Annotated in this window: 14 protein-coding genes; 13 read left to right on the top strand and 1 reads right to left on the bottom strand. The window is 40.5% G+C overall.

The window, feature by feature from the left end; genetic code table 11:
* Positions 1–44 precede the first annotated feature (44 nt).
* From murA to EO127_RS08755, 12 genes are all read left to right on the top strand, one after another.
* Entirely contained in the window at positions 45–1,301 is a 1,257-nt protein-coding gene (gene murA, locus EO127_RS07905; RefSeq protein WP_127448844.1) for a UDP-N-acetylglucosamine 1-carboxyvinyltransferase, read from the top strand.
* The gene (locus EO127_RS07900; protein WP_127448843.1) at positions 1,273–2,445 is read left to right on the top strand and encodes a rod shape-determining protein; all 1,173 of its coding nucleotides are present in this window, start codon (positions 1,273–1,275) and stop codon (positions 2,443–2,445) included. The genes murA and EO127_RS07900 overlap by 29 nt, the downstream gene beginning before the upstream one ends.
* A gap of 159 nt (positions 2,446–2,604) precedes the next feature.
* Complete coding sequence (locus EO127_RS07895; protein ID WP_127448842.1) at positions 2,605–2,895, top strand: biotin/lipoyl-containing protein; 291 nt, start codon at positions 2,605–2,607, stop codon at positions 2,893–2,895.
* A 32-nt stretch (positions 2,896–2,927) separates the two neighbouring features.
* Positions 2,928–4,817: a SpoIVB peptidase S55 domain-containing protein gene (locus EO127_RS07890; protein ID WP_127448841.1), complete on the top strand. Its 1,890-nt coding sequence runs from the start codon at positions 2,928–2,930 to the stop codon at positions 4,815–4,817.
* A 132-nt stretch (positions 4,818–4,949) separates the two neighbouring features.
* The gene (locus tag EO127_RS07885) at positions 4,950–5,711 is read left to right on the top strand and encodes an ABC transporter permease (RefSeq protein WP_127448840.1); all 762 of its coding nucleotides are present in this window, start codon (positions 4,950–4,952) and stop codon (positions 5,709–5,711) included.
* An 8-nt stretch (positions 5,712–5,719) separates the two neighbouring features.
* Entirely contained in the window at positions 5,720–6,484 is a 765-nt protein-coding gene (locus EO127_RS07880; RefSeq protein ID WP_127448839.1) for an ABC transporter ATP-binding protein, read from the top strand.
* Positions 6,481–7,785 (top strand): MlaD family protein, encoded by a 1,305-nt coding sequence (locus EO127_RS07875; protein ID WP_127448838.1) that lies wholly within the window; start codon positions 6,481–6,483, stop codon positions 7,783–7,785. Before EO127_RS07880 ends, EO127_RS07875 begins: the two co-directional genes overlap by 4 nt.
* 9 nt (positions 7,786–7,794) lie before the next feature.
* The gene (locus tag EO127_RS07870; RefSeq protein WP_127448837.1) at positions 7,795–9,210 is read left to right on the top strand and encodes a TolC family protein; all 1,416 of its coding nucleotides are present in this window, start codon (positions 7,795–7,797) and stop codon (positions 9,208–9,210) included.
* 25 nt (positions 9,211–9,235) lie between these two features.
* Positions 9,236–13,510, top strand: coding sequence for a translocation/assembly module TamB domain-containing protein (locus tag EO127_RS07865; protein WP_127448836.1), 4,275 nt, complete (start codon positions 9,236–9,238; stop codon positions 13,508–13,510).
* Positions 13,511–13,523: 13 nt separating this feature from the next.
* Positions 13,524–14,159: a sigma-70 family RNA polymerase sigma factor gene (locus EO127_RS07860; RefSeq protein ID WP_127448835.1), complete on the top strand. Its 636-nt coding sequence runs from the start codon at positions 13,524–13,526 to the stop codon at positions 14,157–14,159.
* A gap of 436 nt (positions 14,160–14,595) precedes the next feature.
* On the top strand, positions 14,596–16,506 hold the full coding sequence (thrS, locus tag EO127_RS07855; RefSeq protein WP_127069402.1) for a threonine--tRNA ligase: 1,911 nt from the start codon (positions 14,596–14,598) through the stop codon (positions 16,504–16,506).
* A gap of 234 nt (positions 16,507–16,740) precedes the next feature.
* Complete coding sequence (locus EO127_RS08755) at positions 16,741–16,899, top strand: hypothetical protein (RefSeq protein ID WP_164723884.1); 159 nt, start codon at positions 16,741–16,743, stop codon at positions 16,897–16,899.
* 80 nt (positions 16,900–16,979) lie between these two features.
* Here the strand turns inward: EO127_RS08755 and EO127_RS07850 are convergent, their stop codons facing one another.
* Complete coding sequence (locus EO127_RS07850; protein WP_127448834.1) at positions 16,980–17,699, bottom strand: SIMPL domain-containing protein; 720 nt, start codon at positions 17,697–17,699, stop codon at positions 16,980–16,982.
* 137 nt (positions 17,700–17,836) lie between these two features.
* On the opposite strand from EO127_RS07850, the gene EO127_RS07845 reads away from it, so the two are divergent.
* Positions 17,837–18,577 carry an NADPH-dependent oxidoreductase gene (locus EO127_RS07845; RefSeq protein ID WP_127448833.1) on the top strand — a complete coding sequence of 247 codons (741 nt, stop codon included), beginning with the start codon at positions 17,837–17,839 and terminating at the stop codon, positions 18,575–18,577.
* The last annotated feature ends 736 nt before the right edge of the window (positions 18,578–19,313 follow it).

Raw genomic sequence — 19,313 nt, 5'->3', positions numbered from 1 at the left:
TCACCATTGAACGATAACAATAGATAAGATTAGGAGGAATTCAGTTGGAAAAGCTTATTATTCAAGGAGGTACGCCTCTAGAAGGTCGTATTCGAGTAAGTAGTGCAAAAAATGCGGTACTACCAATTATTGCAGCGACTTTATTGGCGTCTACTCCAAGCACCCTGCTTGAAATTCCAGATTTGGAAGATGTTCATACTATTTGTGATGTAATCGCATCCCTTGGTGTGAAAGTAACAAAAGATGGAGAAAATATTACTTTTGATGCGTCTACAATTTCTGCTACAGAGGCGCCTTATGATTTAGTGCGTCGTATGCGTGCGTCCTTTTTGGTGATGGGACCTTTATTGGCGCGCAAAGGGGAAGCTCGTATTGCCTTACCAGGTGGTTGCGCTATTGGCAGTCGTCCTATTGATTTGCATTTAAAAGCTTTTGAAGCACTAGGTGCGACTATCACTATGGGAGAAGGTTTTGTAGAAGCAAAGGCTCCAGAAGGTTTGAAGGGTAACTTAATTTATTTAGACTTCCCAAGTGTGGGGGCTACTGAAAATGTCATTATGGCAGCCACTTTTGCAGAAGGTAAAACCATCATTGAAAATGCTGCAGAGGAACCAGAAATCGTTGATTTAGCTACATTCTTGAATAGTATGGGGGCTAATATTCGCGGTGCTGGTACGGATGTGATTCGTATTGAGGGTGTGAAAGAATTAAAGGGCGCCGTACATACAGTGATTCCAGACCGCATTGAAGCGGGTACGTATTTAATTGCGGCGGCTATGGCTGGTGGCGATGTATATGTAGAAAATGCCCTTTCAGAGCATTTAAAGCCGGTGGTAGCTAAGTTAAAAGAAGCTGGTGTTACCGTAGAAGAAGATATTGATGGTATTCGTGTTATCAGCGATGGACAGTTGAAAGCAACATCTATCAAAACATTACCATATCCTGGATTCCCTACAGATATGCAAGCCCAATTTATGGCGATGACAACGATTGCAAAAGGTACAAGTACTGTGATGGAAACAGTCTTTGAGAATCGTTTCATGCATGTAGATGAATTGAAAAAAATGGGGGCATCTATTGAGGTAGATGATCGTAAAGCCATTGTTACAGGCGTAGAGCAATTGGTAGGTGCTGAAGTGGAAGCTACCGATTTACGCTGTGGCGCTGCCTTAGTATGTGCAGGGCTAGCAGCTTCTGGTGTGACTAAAGTAGGCCAATTAACACACATCGATCGTGGCTATGATAATTTAGTGACAAAATTAAAAGGAATAGGTGCTAACATTGTTCGGGTGGACGAGTAAGCCAAAACAACCTCAAACAAAAGAGGATAGACGTAAACAACGTCGTGTACGTAGAAAACCAATAGGAACGACTACAAAACAAACATCTTTTAAACGAGAAAGTCGTCCTGTATCATTCCTTGAAAAAATGAGCCTTTTATGGACTACAGATATTGGCATCGATTTGGGAACTACCAATGTAGTCATGTATGTTAAAGGACGAGGTATTGTACTAGATGAGCCTGGATTTGTGGCGTGTGATACAAAGACTAGAGAAGTGATTGCCGTAGGTCATGAAGCACGAGCTATTTTAGGTAGAACCCCAGAGGGCATTGAAGTGATTCAGCCTTTGAAAGGTGGGGTCATTGCCGATTATGATACTACAGCGTATATGTTGCGTCATTTTATCCGCCGTGTAGTACCTGTATCGGGAATCATTCGTTCTCGCATCATAGCCTGTGTACCTTCTAGTATTACTCCAGTAGAAAAACGGGCTGTCTTAGAAGTACTATTACAAGCTGGGGCTCGTAAAATAGTTCTCATGGAAGAACCGTTAGCAGCAGCTATTGGGACAGGTTTGGATAAAGCGGAACAAGTAGGGGCTATGGTGGTTGATATCGGTGGTGGGACCACGGATATTGCTGTGATTTGTGATTCTGGTGTGGTAGTCAGTGAGAGTTTGCGTATCGGTAGTGATACCTTTGATGAAGCATTACTACAATATATGAAGCGGAAGAAAAAACTTCTCATAGGGCCACTCACTGCGGAAGACTTAAAAATTGAAGTGGGAACCGTAGATCCTAGGTCGGATGAGGAACGAGCTATCGTAAGAGGTCGACATAGTGTGACAGGCTTGCCACGGGCAGTGGAAATTACTTCAAAAGATATGAAGTTTGCTCTAGAAAGACCAGTACAACATATCATTGAAGGGATTATTAGCATTTTAGAAAAAACACCGCCAGAATTATTGGCGCAAATTAATGACCATGGTATTATTTTGACTGGTGGAGGCTCTCAGCTTCGTGGCTTAGACCGCATGATTACAGAAAAAACGGGTCGTCCTGCTTATGTAGTGGAACATCCTAGGTATTCTGTTATCTTGGGTACAGGAAAAGCGCTGTCAGAGTTGAATCAATTACGTGATACCTTAGAAGAACTACGATAAGCGGCTCTTGACTTCATGATTCTTTCACATACAAAGTATATGATAAGGAAAGTAAGATAATGTATGAAAAGATAGACTATTTTACTAGGAATTGATTGTTCTGACTCTTGAAAATATGATATACTGTACATGTAAGAAAAATGTAGGAGGTGTATATATATGAAAAAAGTTTTTCTATATAGTTTGGGGGCATTGTTAGCAGCATTTTTAGTGACATCTACTGCAGAAGCTGCACCGGTAAGTCATGAAACTGTGTTATCTGGTGAAGTCGTATCTGTGGTTAGTGTAGGAACTTCTGTCAAAGAAGGGGACCCATTGCTAACAGTACAAACATTAGGGGGACCTATGGTAGCATCCCGTGCCACCGTGAATGGCGTGGTACAAACAGTCTCTGTGGAGCCAGGTGCTACAGTGGAACGAGGTCAAATTATAACAGTAATCAATAACTAATTATTAATAATCAATAAGAAGAGGCGATATAGATGCAATTACATCGTTTTTGGCGTCGGTACACGAAGGGTGTGCTGGCGCTCTTATTGTGTGGGGCAACTTTTACAAGTGCTCATGCAATAGAATTTATGAAAGTAGAGGATTTACACCGTGGCATGGTAGGTCATGCGGATACAGTAGTACAAGGGGATAAAATTGATTCTTTTAAAGTGGAAGTCCTAGGCGTTATGAAACAACGTGGTCCATCGGGTGATTTGATTCTAGTGAAAGTATCAGGTCCCATTATTGATGCATCTGGCGGTATTGTTCATGGTATGAGTGGTAGTCCTGTATACATTGATGGAAAATTGGTAGGTGCCGTTGCCTATGGTTGGGGATTTACAGACGGTACTTTGGGTATGGTAACACCTATCGGTCAAATGGTGAAACTGTGGGACGAGAAGTACCAAAAAGATTTACCGAATCCGTGGAAAGATACACAATTGATTCCATTGGGTACACCATTGATGGCGGATGGCTATGATGAAACATCCTTAGCGTATTTGGGAACAAAATTTAAGGATTTTGGCTATAAAGGATATGCTACGGCTAGTGATAGTAGCGATGACATGGTGAAACCGATGGTGCCTGGTGGCTCTATTGCGGCATTATTAGTAAAAGGTGATTTGAAGATGGGCGCCGTAGGTACTGTTACCTATGTAGATAAGGATAAAGTGGTTGCTTTTGGACACCCATTTGATAAACGAGGCTCTACTGGATATTTCATGAATAACTCCAGTATTTTTACAGTAGTAAAGAGTATAGACTCTGGTTTTAAATTGGGATCCTTAGGGCGAGAAGTAGGTGTTATCACAGAAGATCGTGGAGCAGGTATTGCGGGTACCGTTGGGGTATTTGGAAAAGGTGTTCCTGTGCGTATGCAACTTCGTGATTTAGATCGTGGAGTAGAGCGAAATGCGGCGGTCACTGTCGTGGAATCTTCTAAACTGACGCCGACCTTGGTGGCGACCTCCGTATATAGCTTGCTGAACAAAACACTAGACCGTGTAGGTGGTGGTACAGCTAAGATCAATATTAAGATTACACCTGTAGATCTTAAGTTGCCTACGTTGGAACGACGGAATATGGTGTACTCTAGTAGCTCAGTATCTGAAAAATCCATCGATGAATTATTTGATATTGTGGAAAGTTTAATGAATAATGCGTTCAAAGACTATGAAATCCGTGATATCCAAGTAGATGTACAAGTGGAAGAAGCAAAACGCACGGCTACAATTATCGATGCTAGTGCAGACCAAGTCATTGTATCCCCTGGGGACAACATTGTGATTACCGCTAATTTACAAGCCTACCGCGAAGGAAAGATTCAACGAGAAATTATCTTTAAAGTGCCAGAAGATCAAAAGCTAGGAACCTATACACTTGAAGTGCGTGGGGGCGGCGTGATTCCGTTGCCATACTTGTTTGAAAAACAAAAATATAATTTGACAGATGAAATTGTAGAGCGATTGAAAGTGCATAAAAACTTTGATGAATATTTCAAAGATCTCAGTGAAGATGATCAGAATAACCAAATTGTAGCAGAGTTTTTAGCCGATGATATCAGTATGGTAGAAGAGTCTGGGGACAAGGCGAAAAAGCAACGCCTAGAAGCAGACGAGGAAGATGTGGACGATGATGAGTTGCCAAATGGGGGCAAACATAAAAAAGGTTTGAAAGCATCTGATGATGACGAAAAAGAAAATAACGAGGCTACACGGGTAGTCGTTGATTATGTTGTCTTAGGTGATGGACAGTTTACGGTACAAGTAGTAGATAAAAAAGATAGAGACCATTTGCGTAAACAGCGGATCAAAGAAAAAATTTCAAAGTTAAAAGAGAAAGTAAAAGTAGAAGAGTCAGACCAAAAGAAAACTAAATAGCCTCATCTAAAGAGAGCAGGAAGTGATATACCATCATTTCCTGCTTTTATTATGAAAACTCCGATGGTACTACTGCACATTCAAAGAGTTTTGTGATATACTAAAGATTGATACAAATACTCAGGAGGAACTATGATTTGGTTAACATGGATTGGTAAGCAAATGATCTTTTTCCTATCCCAGATAGGTGAGGCCATGTTGTTACTATGGAGAACCATAGGACAATTACCAAAAATAAATTGGAAACTCACAATCGAACAAATGGCACACTTAGGGGTGTATTCCTTGCCGATTTTATCATTAACTATGTTTTTTGCCGGCGCTGTGATGACATTGCAAGTAGCCGATGTATTGATTCATTACGGAGCACAAGGAACCGTAGGTGGTATTATGGCGATTGCCATGGGTCGTGAATTGGGACCAGTACTGGTAGGGGTTGTCTTATCAGGTCGTGTGGGTGCGGCGATAACGGCAGAGCTAGGAACGATGAAAGTAACAGAGCAAATTGATGCACTCAAGGTAATGGCAGTAAATCCTATCGGGTATCTGGTGGTGCCTCGTGTGGTGGCTTGTATGATTATGGTACCTATCTTGACATTTTATGGTGTTCTTATCGGTACAGGTGGTGGATACTTGGTGGCTACCATGGTGAAAGGTCTAGCCGGTTCTACCTATTTAGATTCCATTCAAATTTTTGCCATCCTATCTGATTTGACCTATGGATTAATAAAATCTTGCGTGTTCGGCGCGGTGATTGCCCTAGTGGGATCCTATAAAGGAATGTACACAGATATGGGGGCTACCGCTGTTGGCTATGCCACTACCAGCTCTGTAGTAACCAGTATCATTTTAGTCTTTATATTAAATTACTTTTTATCGGTGTTATTATTCTAGGAGGACCTATGATTGAATTACAAAATGTGGTCCTAGCCTATGAAAATAGAACGATTTTAGATCATGTAGATTTAACTATCCATGATGGAGAAACTCTAGCAATTTTAGGGGGCTCTGGAGCGGGCAAAAGTACTTTGCTTAAATTGATTATCGGTCTTTTACGACCTACAAGTGGTACGATTTTAGTAGATGGTGTAGATATTACGCAAATCGATGAGAATGAGTTCGACAAATTACGACAAACTATGGGAATGGTCTTTCAGTATTCTGCCTTGTTTGACTCTATGAGTGTAGGTGAAAATGTAGCCTTTGGATTACGTCAACATACGACTATGAGCGAAGAGGAGATTCAGCGTACTGTAGCTAAGAAGCTACGTATGGTAGGATTGCCAAAGACTGAACAGTACATGCCGAGTGAACTATCAGGAGGTATGAAAAAACGGATTAGCTTGGCTCGTGCCATTGCTTTAGATCCTAAAATCATTTTATATGATGAACCGACATCAGGATTGGACCCGATTACATCGGGCACCATTAGTCGTTTAATACGGAGCATGCAATCTCATTTGCAATGTAGTTCTATCGTGGTCACTCACGATATGAACTCAGCCTTTTTTGTGGCAGACCGCATTGCCTTACTAGATAAAGGAAAGTTTATTGAAGTATCACCAACGGAAGAATTTAGATATTCTAAGAATCCGAAGGTGCAACAATTTATAGAGGGACGTAAATCTGTAAAAACAGAGATACAAGAAGAAGGAGATATGCCATGAAGTGGACAACAGAAGCGAAAGTAGGCCTATTTACCGTAGTGGGGGTAGTCCTATTTGCTGTGTGTATTGTATTTTTAGGACGATTTGACATATTTGCAGCTCCTACTATGCATATTGCTGGGAATTTTCAATCTGTAACGGGGTTGAAAGAAGGCAATACAGTGCGCTTTTCTGGAGTGAAAGTAGGTAAAGTTAAATCTATGCAAGTCACTGACAAAGGGATTACGGTGGCTATGGACATCGATAAGGATGTAAAAATTCCTACAGATTCTGCATTTACCATGGAAAGCGATGGTATTTTAGGAGATAAATTCATACAAATTACGCCGGGTCGTAGTACTCTGTATTTAGATGATGGTGCTTTCATTACAGGGGATGGAAAAAGTGAAATCGATAAAACCATGGCGCAAGCTACGAAATTGATGGAAGCGGCCACCACTACATTGCAATCCATGAATGGCATCATTGGTGATGAAAAAACACAAAGCGCTTTACGCAATGCCTTACAATCGACAGAGTTAATTGCTCAAAATACAGCAAATTTGACGGCTCAAATGAATGCTATGTTAGCGAATAATAGTGACAATATTTCAGCTTTAACAGCAAATATGGTAGGTATTACACGAAATATGGAGTCCTTGACAAATCAAATGGATACGAATATGAAACAATTTAATGCAGATGGACAAGCAGGTACAGAGATGCGTCAAATTGTGAATAATTTGAAAACGACTACAGATAGTATTTCAAAAATGGCAGGCGCTATGGAAGGGGTTGTAACAGACCCTAAAAGCGCTGCAGATATTAAGGAAACTTTGCATAATACAGCACAATTGACGACTAAGCTAAATCGTCTTACCGGTGGGGACGTGAAAGCAGGTTCGGATGGAAAAAAGTCGGATCTTAAGACGCAAATAGGAGCAGAGGTATTGTATAATCCAGAGGATAAAAAAGCTCGTACTGATGCAGATGTGCGCCTTATGACGAAAGACTCTATCTATACCTTAGGGATTTCCAATATAGGAAATGGTTCTAATGTAGACCTTACCTATGGGAAACGAGTGCTAGATCAAGTATATCTGCGAGGTGGTTTATTTGATGGAAAATTAGGTATTGGAGCTGATTTTGGAATGGGAAAACCACTTTCACTATCTGGAGCTCTATTCGATATCCGCCATGGTTCCTATCGGATTCGTTCAGATGTTCAATTATGGAAAGATACCTATGCGGTAGGTCAATGGACTTGGTATGGTCATGATCATAACCGTGTGAATTATTTTGGGCTAAGAAAAACATTTTAGGAGGACTCAATGAATACAAAAATAATGACAGTAGCAGCGATGTTAGCTGCCTATGCATGTACAGTAGGAGCAGCGGCACCGCAAACAGATACAGTAAAATTAGTAGATTTTCAACAAAAAGCAACGGCGCAAGCGGCAATAATGACAAAGGTATATAAAAACCAAGCACAGACAAACGGTCAATCTGTGTCGGTTACATTGCCACAATCCATTGCATTAGCGTTGAAAAATAATAGAACATTACATCAATCTCAATGGGATTATGAAGCGGCAGTAGCGCAAGTAGGGGTTGCTACCAGTGGTAGAAATCCATTAGTGACGTATAATTATAGTGCTAACCATACAGGAAATGAAGTGAACGGTGTTAGTAAAACTGGAAATGCCTTTTCGCATCAATTAGGTGTGGGAGTATCTGTATTTAATCGTGCTTTGGATGCGCAAATTGAAGCAGCTAAATACAACCGTGATGGCAGTAGCGCAGCATTAATGGAAGCGGCACAAACAGCAAAATTAACGGCAGCAACTAATTATTTGTCCCTTATCATGTCTCGTAATAAGGTAAATGTAGCAGAACAAACAGTCCGTGATTACGAAGAACATTTAAAAAATGCTAACTTACAATATCAAGTAGGTATTGTATCTAAATCTGATGTACTGGCTACGAATACACGATTAGCGAATGCAAAAACTGCTTTAGTAGAAGCGAAAAACGCTGCTAATTTAGCAGAGGCAAAGTTCAATAATCATGTAGGGTTACCAGTGTCTACGCCGGTGGTAACGGCAGATAAAGAGCTATCTTATACACCATATGCTATTTCATTAGAATCGGCTAAATCCTACGGTGTTTTACATCGTGGCACGATTGTACAAGCAGCGATGCTAGTAAAAGGGGCTGAAGAAAATCTAAGACGTGCTGATGCCTCAGATATTCCAGTGGTCAAAGCGAATGCTAGCCGTGGTATGAATGGTACTCACTGGGCTGGTAATGATACTAAAAATTGGGCTGTAGGGGCTACACTATCTTGGAATGTATGGGATGGTGGACAATCAAAAGCAAATGTGACAGCAGCAAAAGCTAATGTAGAAAAAGCGAAAGAAGCCTATGCACAAACTATTGAAACTGTACAATTGCAAATCCAAGAAGGATACTTATATTTAAAAGCAGCAGAACAAAAAATTCAAAGTACTCATGCAGCAGTAGAAGCAGGACAGGAAGATTTCCGCATTAAAACATTGCGCTACCGTTCTGGAGTAGGCACGAACGTGGATGTCCTTGATGCAGAAACTGCCTTGGCCACAGCTCGTAACAATTATGTAGATGCTTTATATAACTATAACTTAAGCATGGCTACTTTGGAAAAAGCTATGGGTATTCCTGTAGAAGCCACAGTGGGTAGTGGTGTAAAATTTGTTAATCAAGGATAGTGATCATACCGATATGAGGTGAATCATGAAGAGGAAACACTGGCTACTAGGTATTGTACTCAGTGGATGTGTAGCAGGCGTTGGATTCGGCTTACAACCATTGAGTGAAACCTATGTAGGGCCTTATGTGCAAGAACAATTACATACAGCACTGAATGGAACTGTTTCCTATTCAACATTTCACATTGGTTGGGATGGTTCCGTTCAAATGAAAGATCTTATCGTAGACGATGCGAAAGGGCAACGTGTGCTTACCGCAGAGGCGTTGACGTTATCCATTCAATGGCTCAAGGTATTGCAATATCCTTTTGGACAGGTATCACCAGATGCTTTAATCGGTACGGTTACTGTTAGTTCACCGCATGTCAATATGGTGAAAGATGAACAGGGACAATGGAATGTACTACAGTTAGTGAAGGAACGAGAGTCGGATAGTCCTAGTCAATTTAGTGGATTACTACGATTAGAGAATGGGAGCGTATCTCTTTATTTACCTCATGCAGAACCGTTGCTCTTATCGGATGTAAATGTGACCGTCCTAGGTGATGGTGGACATATGCTAGATGGAGTAGTGGATGCCCAATTAGGAAAGGATCGTATTCATTCCAACATACAATGGGCGTTGGATGACAGTGGTAATCGATCATTCTATGTGGAAACACCACATTTAGATATGACTCCTATTATGAGTCGAATCTCTTTACCTAATACGGTAGGTTCTATAACTGGTGAGCTGACAGATGTAGCATTGACAGTCACACAACGTGGGGGCTTCTGGTATGGGGAAGGTGGACTTTCCTTCCAAAACGTGGGGACAACTATTCAAGGCTATCGGTTAACATCTGGGAAGGGGACACTTCAAATCCATGGAGATGTGTTGTTCTTGGACGGAATTGAAACCAATGTGAATGATGAGTACCTTCGTGTGAGTGGGACTGTACATCATGTCTTTGATGAGGATCCTACATTACATGTCAACGTAGGTTTAAAAGAATGGAATCTAGCCTCGTTTGGTCAATGGCCACTGACAGGAACTATTACGGCAGAGGCACTGCTAATAGGACCTATGTCTAATGTAAAAGCTAGTGGCGATGTAGAGGTACGAGATGTTGCCTATGAAGGGATCACAGTGAACCATGGGAAAGCTCATCTTTCCTATGGAGATCAAGTGATTCATGTAGGAGATGCAGAACTGAGTACGCAAGGTGGAACTGTGACTGGTACTGGCTCCTATCATATGGATACAGAAGATTTCTCCGCACAAGTAGAGGTACAAGATGTATCCTTATATGGACTGCCTCTTGAGGGCTTGCCTTCTGTACAGGGCACAGTGAGTGGGTCCTTAACCATTGAAGGGGAACAAGGATTGATTTCCAATATAAACGGATCTGTACATGGAAGCCACATTGGGTATCAATCTATCTTAGTGGATACCTTGGATGCCAGCGTATCTTGGGATGGTACACAGCTAGTAGTGCCGTACCTAAATGGTACTTGGGGTCAAGGCACTTTCACGGGTAATGGTCGATTAGGCAATGGTACATTTGGTATTAATTTACATGGTACTAATATTGGATTAGAACAGTTCAATGAGTGGAGCCCTAAACCGTTGGGCGGTACTGTTTCTGTGGAGGCTAACTTACAAGGGGCCCTAGAAAATCCGACAGGAACGGTTATGATTGCTGGTGAAACTCTTTCCTATGGAACAACCAAGTTTGACCGTGGACTTATTAAAACAAAGTTAGATGATAATACCCTTACTATTCTTGAAGGGGAGCTGGAATATAGAAAAAGCACTTATGACCTAGATGGATTTATCCAGTTAGACGGTGCGATGGATATCAAAGGCTCTGCAAAGGATGTGCGTATCGAAGATGTATTGCCAACCTTTACAGATATTCCTATGATGGGATGGCTTAATACGGATATTCATGTGCAAGGAACGTTACAAGAACCGCAAATAGAAGGTCATCTAAAAGCTTGGGATGGTTCCGCATATGGTAAACTTTTTACATCCATTGAAGGGAATTATACATATCATGATGGTCATCTCCATTTGCCAAGGTTAGATATCAGTACTTATGGATCCTCTATCATTGTAGATGGGGATATACAAGATAAGCAGTTAGATATTAATTTTGTAGGCGATGCAGTACCTATTGAACCTTTCGTTCGTGATGCGGGACTCCACATGGTTGGCTATGTAGGGGCAGAAGGTCATCTCGGTGGCACGGTGGATGCACCGATCTTTGAAGGAAACGTGCAGTCCGATACGATGCAGGTGCAAGATACTACCTTGCATGATATAGCAGGTTCTGTGTATATTACACCACAGGTAGTACATCTACAAGGGTTAACTTTCACAGGCAGTGGCACTAGTCAATACGAAGTGAAAGGTGGGGTTCAATTAGAGAATCCAAAACGCTTATTTGGGTATGTACGTGTCCGAGATGGAGATTTGCATCAATTATTGGCATTAACCAATGCACAAGTACCAGATGTGAATGGCAAGTTGCAGGCTACCATTGAGTTAGGTGGTACTAGTGACAGTCCAAGATTAGATGTAAAAGGGACTCTTGAGGATGCGACTATTCGTGATGAAGTGGTAGGAACGGCTACGCTTGACCTAGGTTATGGTGGAAGAACCATTGATATTCGTACCTTCAAGTTACCTATTAAAGAAGGGGTCATTGTGGGCAAAGGTAAAGCTGATTTAGATGGCTCATCGGATATTCAATTAGTGGCGTCAAAAGTGCCAGTGCAAACCGTATTGCCGCTAGTTACAAAAGATGTAAATGCACAGGGAAATTGGAACTTTATCATCAATGTACATGGACTTACAAAATCGCCAAAGGTAGAATTTTCCAGTGAAGTGGAACAAGCAGTCATCAATGGTATTAGTCTAGATCAGTTGAGTATATTAGGAACTATGGAAGACCAAGTAGTGAATATTCAACAAGGAATGATTAAAAAATCAGACTCTTCAATAAAAGTTCGTGGTAAGCTACCATTGAGCGCTTTTGTAACCAATGAATACGTAACGGATGATAAAAGCAAGCAATTTGACGTGTACGTGGATATGAATGAAGCAAACTTGTCCGTTCTGCCCTTGATGTTTAAAGAAGTGCAGTCCGCTGACGGTGCTATTCGTGGTGTTGTTCATGTGACAGGCAATTCGTCGAATATCTTGGCCAATGGTACTGTAGAGCTCCCTAGTGGGTCCATGCAATTACAATCTTTGAAAAAGCCAGTGACTCAACTAAAAGGGCAGTTGTTGTTCCGTGGTAATCATGTAGATATTACAGGTAGCACCACCATGGGAAAAGGCAATGCAGGCCTATCTGGGAATATTGGTTGGATGGGTTCTCGTATTACATCCTACTATGGTGCGTTACAGATGAAAGGCATTGAAATTGGTCATGAGTTTTATACAGGACCGTTAGATGGAGAACTATATATTGTGGATACACCGGAAATGCCGAAATTGGTGGGAGCTATTACATTGCATGACGTGGTGGGTTCGATTCCATTGAGCTTTGAAAGTTCAGATACATCGATTCCAGTGGGTTTAGACTTGACCATCGATGCAAAAGAAAACGTGCGTCTTTATAATCCATTGCTTTACGATATGTTCTTACAAGGTAAGGTTAAATTTGAAGGAACTGTAGGGGAACCGAAGGCGAGTGGTAAGTTATCCGTCAACAAAGGATATGTAAAATATTTGAAAAATCGCTTTAAAATCACAGAAGGACAGGCGAAATTTGTCACGGGCAGTATCATTCCTGAGCTGAATGTACGGAGTATGGCGAATGTGAAAAACTATCGCATATCTTTACAAGCGGAAGGACCTGCGACGCAGATGAAATTAAAATTAACGTCTGAACCTAATTTGTCGGAACGTCAAATCATTTCGCTGTTGACATTTGGTCGAAATGTGGGCAATGCTAGTGGAGTTACATCGGAAGATGCCAATGCATTACTGACATCTAGCTTACAGTCTTTGGCATTTGGCTATATTGAAGATGTGTTGCAAGATACCTTGGGATTGGATTTGGTGAATATTACCACAGGTTCTTTAGATGGAAAAGACTCTCGTGATTTGCAGGAAAAAAATAATTTTAACGTTACTATCGGTAAATATGTAGTACCAGATTTGATGATTACCTTAACTAGGGGCCTTAAAAATGACCATGTGTCATATGGTTTTCAGTATGATATCAATCGTAGCATTAGTGCTACAGGATGGATTAATAATGAAAATAAACACTACTTAGGGGCGCAGTGGCGTTATCGATTCTAAAGGAGGTGAAAGTATGCTCAATGATTATATTGCCAGTGTGGATACAATTGAATTGTTGACCTGGGAAGAAGAACAAAAGCTCTGGAAGGCTTACGAGGAACAAGGAGACTTAGAGGCTCGTATGACGATCATTGAGCATTACCAACCTTTAGTGTTGAAAGAAGCTAATGTGTATCAATCTTCTAAGGTAGATAGGATGGATTGCATTCAAGAGGGTACGATAGGGCTCATTGAAGCGGTAGAGCGATATGATTCTAAGAAAGGCGTAGCCTTTTCCCTCTATGCAGTGCATCGTATTCGAGGTCGTATCTTGGACTATCTTCGTAAGGAAGGTAAGGAAGGGATTGTGCTACAATCGGAAACAGAAGATGGTGAAACTTGGTGGGAACAATTGCCCGCTGAAGGTCCGTCTACAGAAATTGTTTGCGAGGAACGCATGTATGGAGCTATGGTTACATCGGCTATGAAACAGTTACCTTTAGCGGAGCAGCACGTAGTGGAAGAAGTGTATTACAAAGATCACAGTGTAGCATCCATAGCGGATACCTTGGAATGCAGTCATAGTTATATCCATCGATTGCGAAGAAAAGGCTTAGCACGTCTTAAAGGTTTGTTGGAAACCGCAAAAGAAACATGGGATAAGAGTTAAATATGAAGTACTACCCAAGTATCAACTGATAAGTTGATGACAAGGGTAGTGCTTTTTATCTATAAGGGCATATCGAAAAAACTCCCTTGACATGGATAGGGTTTTTGTTTATTATAATTATATTATTATATAAGCAACAGTGATGCGAAGGACATGACCCTAACCATCTATACTTTCAGAGAAAGATACCTTGGCTGTGAGTATCTAGTGTAGACTTAGACGTTACCACCTTCAAACTGGTTCAGTGAAGGCTAGGCTTGTAATTGAATCCGTATGGACCCGTTATCGTCCGTAAGAGTGAGTCCTATGAATAGGGACTAACTAGGGTGGAACCGCGAAGATCTTCGTCCCTTGTGTGGGAGAGGGTCTTTTTTTGTTGGTAAAAAATATTGCCATCCCCAATGGCATAGTAGTATTAGACCTAGGGAGGTAACCTATGAGTGAAGTAAATATCATTTTACCTGATGGAAGTTCTAAAGCCTTTGCAGCAGGAACAACATTAGGTGAAGCAGTAAAACAATTATCAAATAGTTTAGCAAAAAAAGTATTAGCCGCAGATGTAAACGGTGAATTAACAGATTTACGTGAAGTATTAGTGGAAGGCTCTAAAGTAAGCTTTTTAACATTTGCAGAAGACGGTGGCAAACACGCATTCCGTCATACTGCATCTCATGTGATGGCACAAGCTGTGAAACGTTTATGGCCAGATGCACAATTAGCGATTGGACCAGCTATCGAAAATGGTTTTTACTATGACATCGATATGGAACATAAATTAGTGCCAGAAGATTTGCCAAAAATCGAAGCGGAAATGAGCCGTATTGTAAAAGAAAACTTACCTATCGAAAAAGTATTGATGGAACGCCAAGAAGCATTAGATTTCTTCGCGGCTAAACATGAAAATTATAAAGTAGAGTTAATCAATGATTTGCCAGCGGATGCAGTGATTTCTGCGTACAAACAAGGTGAATTTACAGACCTTTGTGCAGGCCCACACTTAGCAAGCACCGGTAAAGTAAAAGCTTTCAAATTACAAAGTATTGCAGGAGCATACTGGCGTGGCGATGAAAAAAATAAAATGTTGCAACGTATTTACGGTACTGCTTTTGAAAAGAAAGAAGAACTAGAAGAATACTTACACTTATTAGAAGAAGCGGCTCGTCGTGACCATCGTAAATTGGGCAAAGAGCTTGGCTTATTCGTCATCAAAGAAGAAGGTCCAGGATTCCCATTCTTCTTACCAAAAGGTATGGCAGTGCGCAATGCCTTAGAAGATTTTTGGCGTGAAGTACACCACGACTATGATTATGAAGAAGTTCGTACTCCAATTATTTTGAGCCAACATTTGTGGGAAACATCTGGTCACTGGTTCCATTACCGTGAAAATATGTACACTACACAAATTGATGACGCAGAATATGCAATCAAACCAATGAACTGCCCAGGTGGTATCTTGGTATATGCAAATGAAATGCATTCCTACCGTGATTTGCCAATTCGTATGGCAGAACTTGGTTTAGTACATCGCCATGAATTGAGCGGTGCTTTGCATGGTCTATTCCGTGTACGTAGCTTTACACAAGATGATGCGCATGTATTCATGACACCATCTCAAATTAAAGAAGAGTTAATGAGCGTTATCGATCTATTCGGTCGTATCTACTCTCAATTCGGATTGTCCTATCATGTAGAATTAAGTACAAAACCTGAAGGCGCTATCGGCGACGATGCCATTTGGGAATTGGCAACTGAAGCATTGCGTGAAGCGATCGAAGCAAAAGGTATTCCATACCGTATCAACGAAGGTGATGGTGCGTTCTATGGTCCTAAATTAGACTTCCATATTCGTGACTCCATCGGCCGTACATGGCAATGTGGTACTATCCAATTGGATATGAACTTGCCAGAACGTTTCAACTTGGAATACATCGCAGAAGACGGACAAAAACATCGTCCAATTATGATTCACCGTGCGTGCTTCGGTTCTATGGAACGTTTCATTGGTATCTTGATCGAACACTTTGCAGGCGCATTCCCAACTTGGATGGCACCAGTGCAAGTGAAAATCCTTCCAATCAGTGAAAAACATGTAGAATATGCTGAAAAATTACGTAAAGCATTTAAAGATGCCTATGTACGTGTGGAACTAGATGATCGTAGCGAAAAAATTGGTTACAAAATTCGTCAAGCACAAATGGAAAAAGTATCCTACATGCTTGTGGTGGGTGACAAAGAAGTGGAAGAAGGAAAAGTGGCAGTTCGTAAACGTGGCGTAGGCGAACAAGGTGCGATTCCTTGGGAAGAATTCTTGGCCAACATCCAACAAGAAATTAAAGATCGTGCATAATATTAGCAATTCATAGATATCTATAAGTATATGGAGTGCCAACGGAGATACTTGTTCTGACACAAGTATCTCTCATAGATTCAAGTGTGTAATCCTCCTTAGGATATGCACGATACAAGTATTGTGTATACATAGGAAAAGCATCTTCACAAGAAGATGCTTTTCGTCATATAATAGGGGCAGAAAGAAATTTGTCTTTCCTTTTCTAGTATTCCGAGTAGAGGTGATGGAATCATGATTACATTCGATGATGCGGAAAAACAAAAATTAAGTCCAGAGGATTTGAAAAAGCTGAAAAAGCATAATGATATCAATGAATGGCCTTGCCCATTAACAGACGATATGAAACAACAAATGCATGATAGCTTTAAAGTAGTGCCTAAGAAAAAATAAGAAAAACCGTAGCTACCGATGAAGAGGTTCGCTACGGTTTTTTATGTATCATTATATCTCAGTATAGATGCGTATACACCTTATTGTAAATAGAATACTACACTTGCTGTTTTATTAGCAGACATATCACCATTTTCTACAGGTGTGGAAGTAGATATATCTGCAGATTTTACAGCCAACATAGCATATCGTGGATTCACTTCCATCGTATGAGTCCGAGTAGTTCCTAAGCTAATCGATTTTACAGGGCCTACAGTATGACCTAAAGCGCGAGCAATAACTTCTGCTTGGTGACGTGCATCGCTAATGGCAGAGGTAGATAATTGATCTTCAACCTCTTGCGATACATCTGTTTGGAAGGTAAGAGAATTAATATCAGAAGCACCACTAGCGATAGCAGCATCGATAGCTTTTCCAATCGAGGATGTATCATATACCCTAACAACGACAGTGTTATTTACATTATAGCCATTTAATTTTGAGTTTCCATCGATATAATCGTAATTAGGATTGATAGTAATGTTAGATGTTTGAATATTATTTCTAGAAACTCCTACATGTTGTAAAGAGGAGATGAGTTTAGACATAACAGCATCATTTTGTGCTTTGGCAGCTTGTACAGAGGTGTTTTTGTTGGATACCCCTAAATTAAGAAGTGCATAGGATGGCGCCACTTGACGAACGGCTTGGCCAGTAACGGAAATTTCACCTGGCGTCATATCTGCTGCCATAGATCCGATTGTAGCAGATGCCATGAATGCACCGATAGTGAAAGCTTTCAAAAGAAATGAATGTTTCATAGGTTCTTCCTTTCTATGTGGTGTACATATTGACAAATAAAAAATGAGTGCCCTACAATAATATACGCAGTACACCTTGTATTGTTATTATACTACACAATCTGTATGAAAATATGATGAAAGTTAGGAGTGAAATTATGAACCCTATTGATATTATGTTAGATCATAAAAGTATTCGCCAATATAAACCGATGCGTGTATCTCCGCAACATTTGAGTATTTTGCTAGATGTAGCGAAGCGGACTGCCACCAGTATGGGCATGCAAACGTTTAGTATCATCCGTATTGTAAACCCAGAAATAAAAGCAGCCATTGCAGAGGTGTGTAAGCAAGACTATGTGAAAGATATGCCAGAATTGTTTGTATTCGTGGTAGATGCCTATCGTAATGCACAAATTATGAAAGAAAAAGGGCTAGACCTTGATACAGCAAGTGATGCAGATCGATTCTTTCAAGGGTGGACTGACGCTTGCCTAGCGGCACAAAATATGGTGACCGCCGCAGAACTAGCAGGATATGGTACAGTGTATCTAGGTAGTGTGTTAAATGATGCAGAAAAAATAATCGAAATTTTGAAATTGCCTGAATTAACATTTCCTGTGTTAGGACTTGGATTAGGTATGGCAGATCAAAAACCGGCATTGAAACCACGCATGCCAAGAGAGGCGAATGTATTTGATGATGCATACAGTACGTTTGATAACTACCATGAATTGTTGGAAGATTACGATGAAGAGATGAACCAATACTACGATCTTCGTAGTCCAAATTACCCATTGCCCAAATTTACGGATCAAGTAGTGGGTCGATTGAAACTAAAAGATGAGAAGAGAAGTGCATTGATTAGAATAGCGGAAAAACAAGGGTTTCACTTTTGATACTATTCTGCCTTGTGGCGGTTATTAACTGAATATGATGAAGGGAAGAGCACGGTATACTCCTCACAAACGGTATTTCATAATGTTTGTTCGGAGCACACCGTGCTCTTCTTGTATATGTGTAATTTAGATAGTAAAAAAGCCACAAAGCGTTCTACGCATGATGACGCTCCAAGGAAGGTCATAGAACATCTTGCTCGTTTTTGCGTTTCTACATTTAGGTAGAAAGAACAGCGCAAAACGTTCTACCCATGATGACGCTCCAAGGGAGGTCTTAGAACATATTTATCGTTTCTATATTTAGGGAGAAAGAACGGCAAAAATATTCTACACATAATGGAGCTACAAGGGGTGGTCATGGAATATGTTGCTCGTTTCTATATCTCTATATTTAGGCAAATATGACGTCACAAAATGCTCTACCCAAAGATGGTGTTCCTTGGTAGATATAGTTTTTAATAAAGTTTGAAAATAATTGAGATAAGGGGTTGCAAATTATTTAAAAATATCATATAATACATTCAGTGCTTGAGACACAAGCACTTTTAATTTTCTTAGAACTTAGTAACTAAAGAAAATTAAAAAAGATTAAAAATAACTGTTGACACAAACTTGTGAATCTGTTATTATAATCTAGTCGCCACAACACAGTGTTGTGAATGACAAAGTTGATCTTTGAAAACTGAACAATGTAAGGTAATTACTTCGAAAGAAGTAAACATAAGCCAGAGTGCGG

This window comes from Veillonella sp. 3310, assembly GCF_003999875.1.
Classification (GTDB): Bacteria; Bacillota; Negativicutes; order Veillonellales; family Veillonellaceae; genus F0422.
This window is presented reverse-complemented; position numbering and strand designations above follow the sequence as displayed.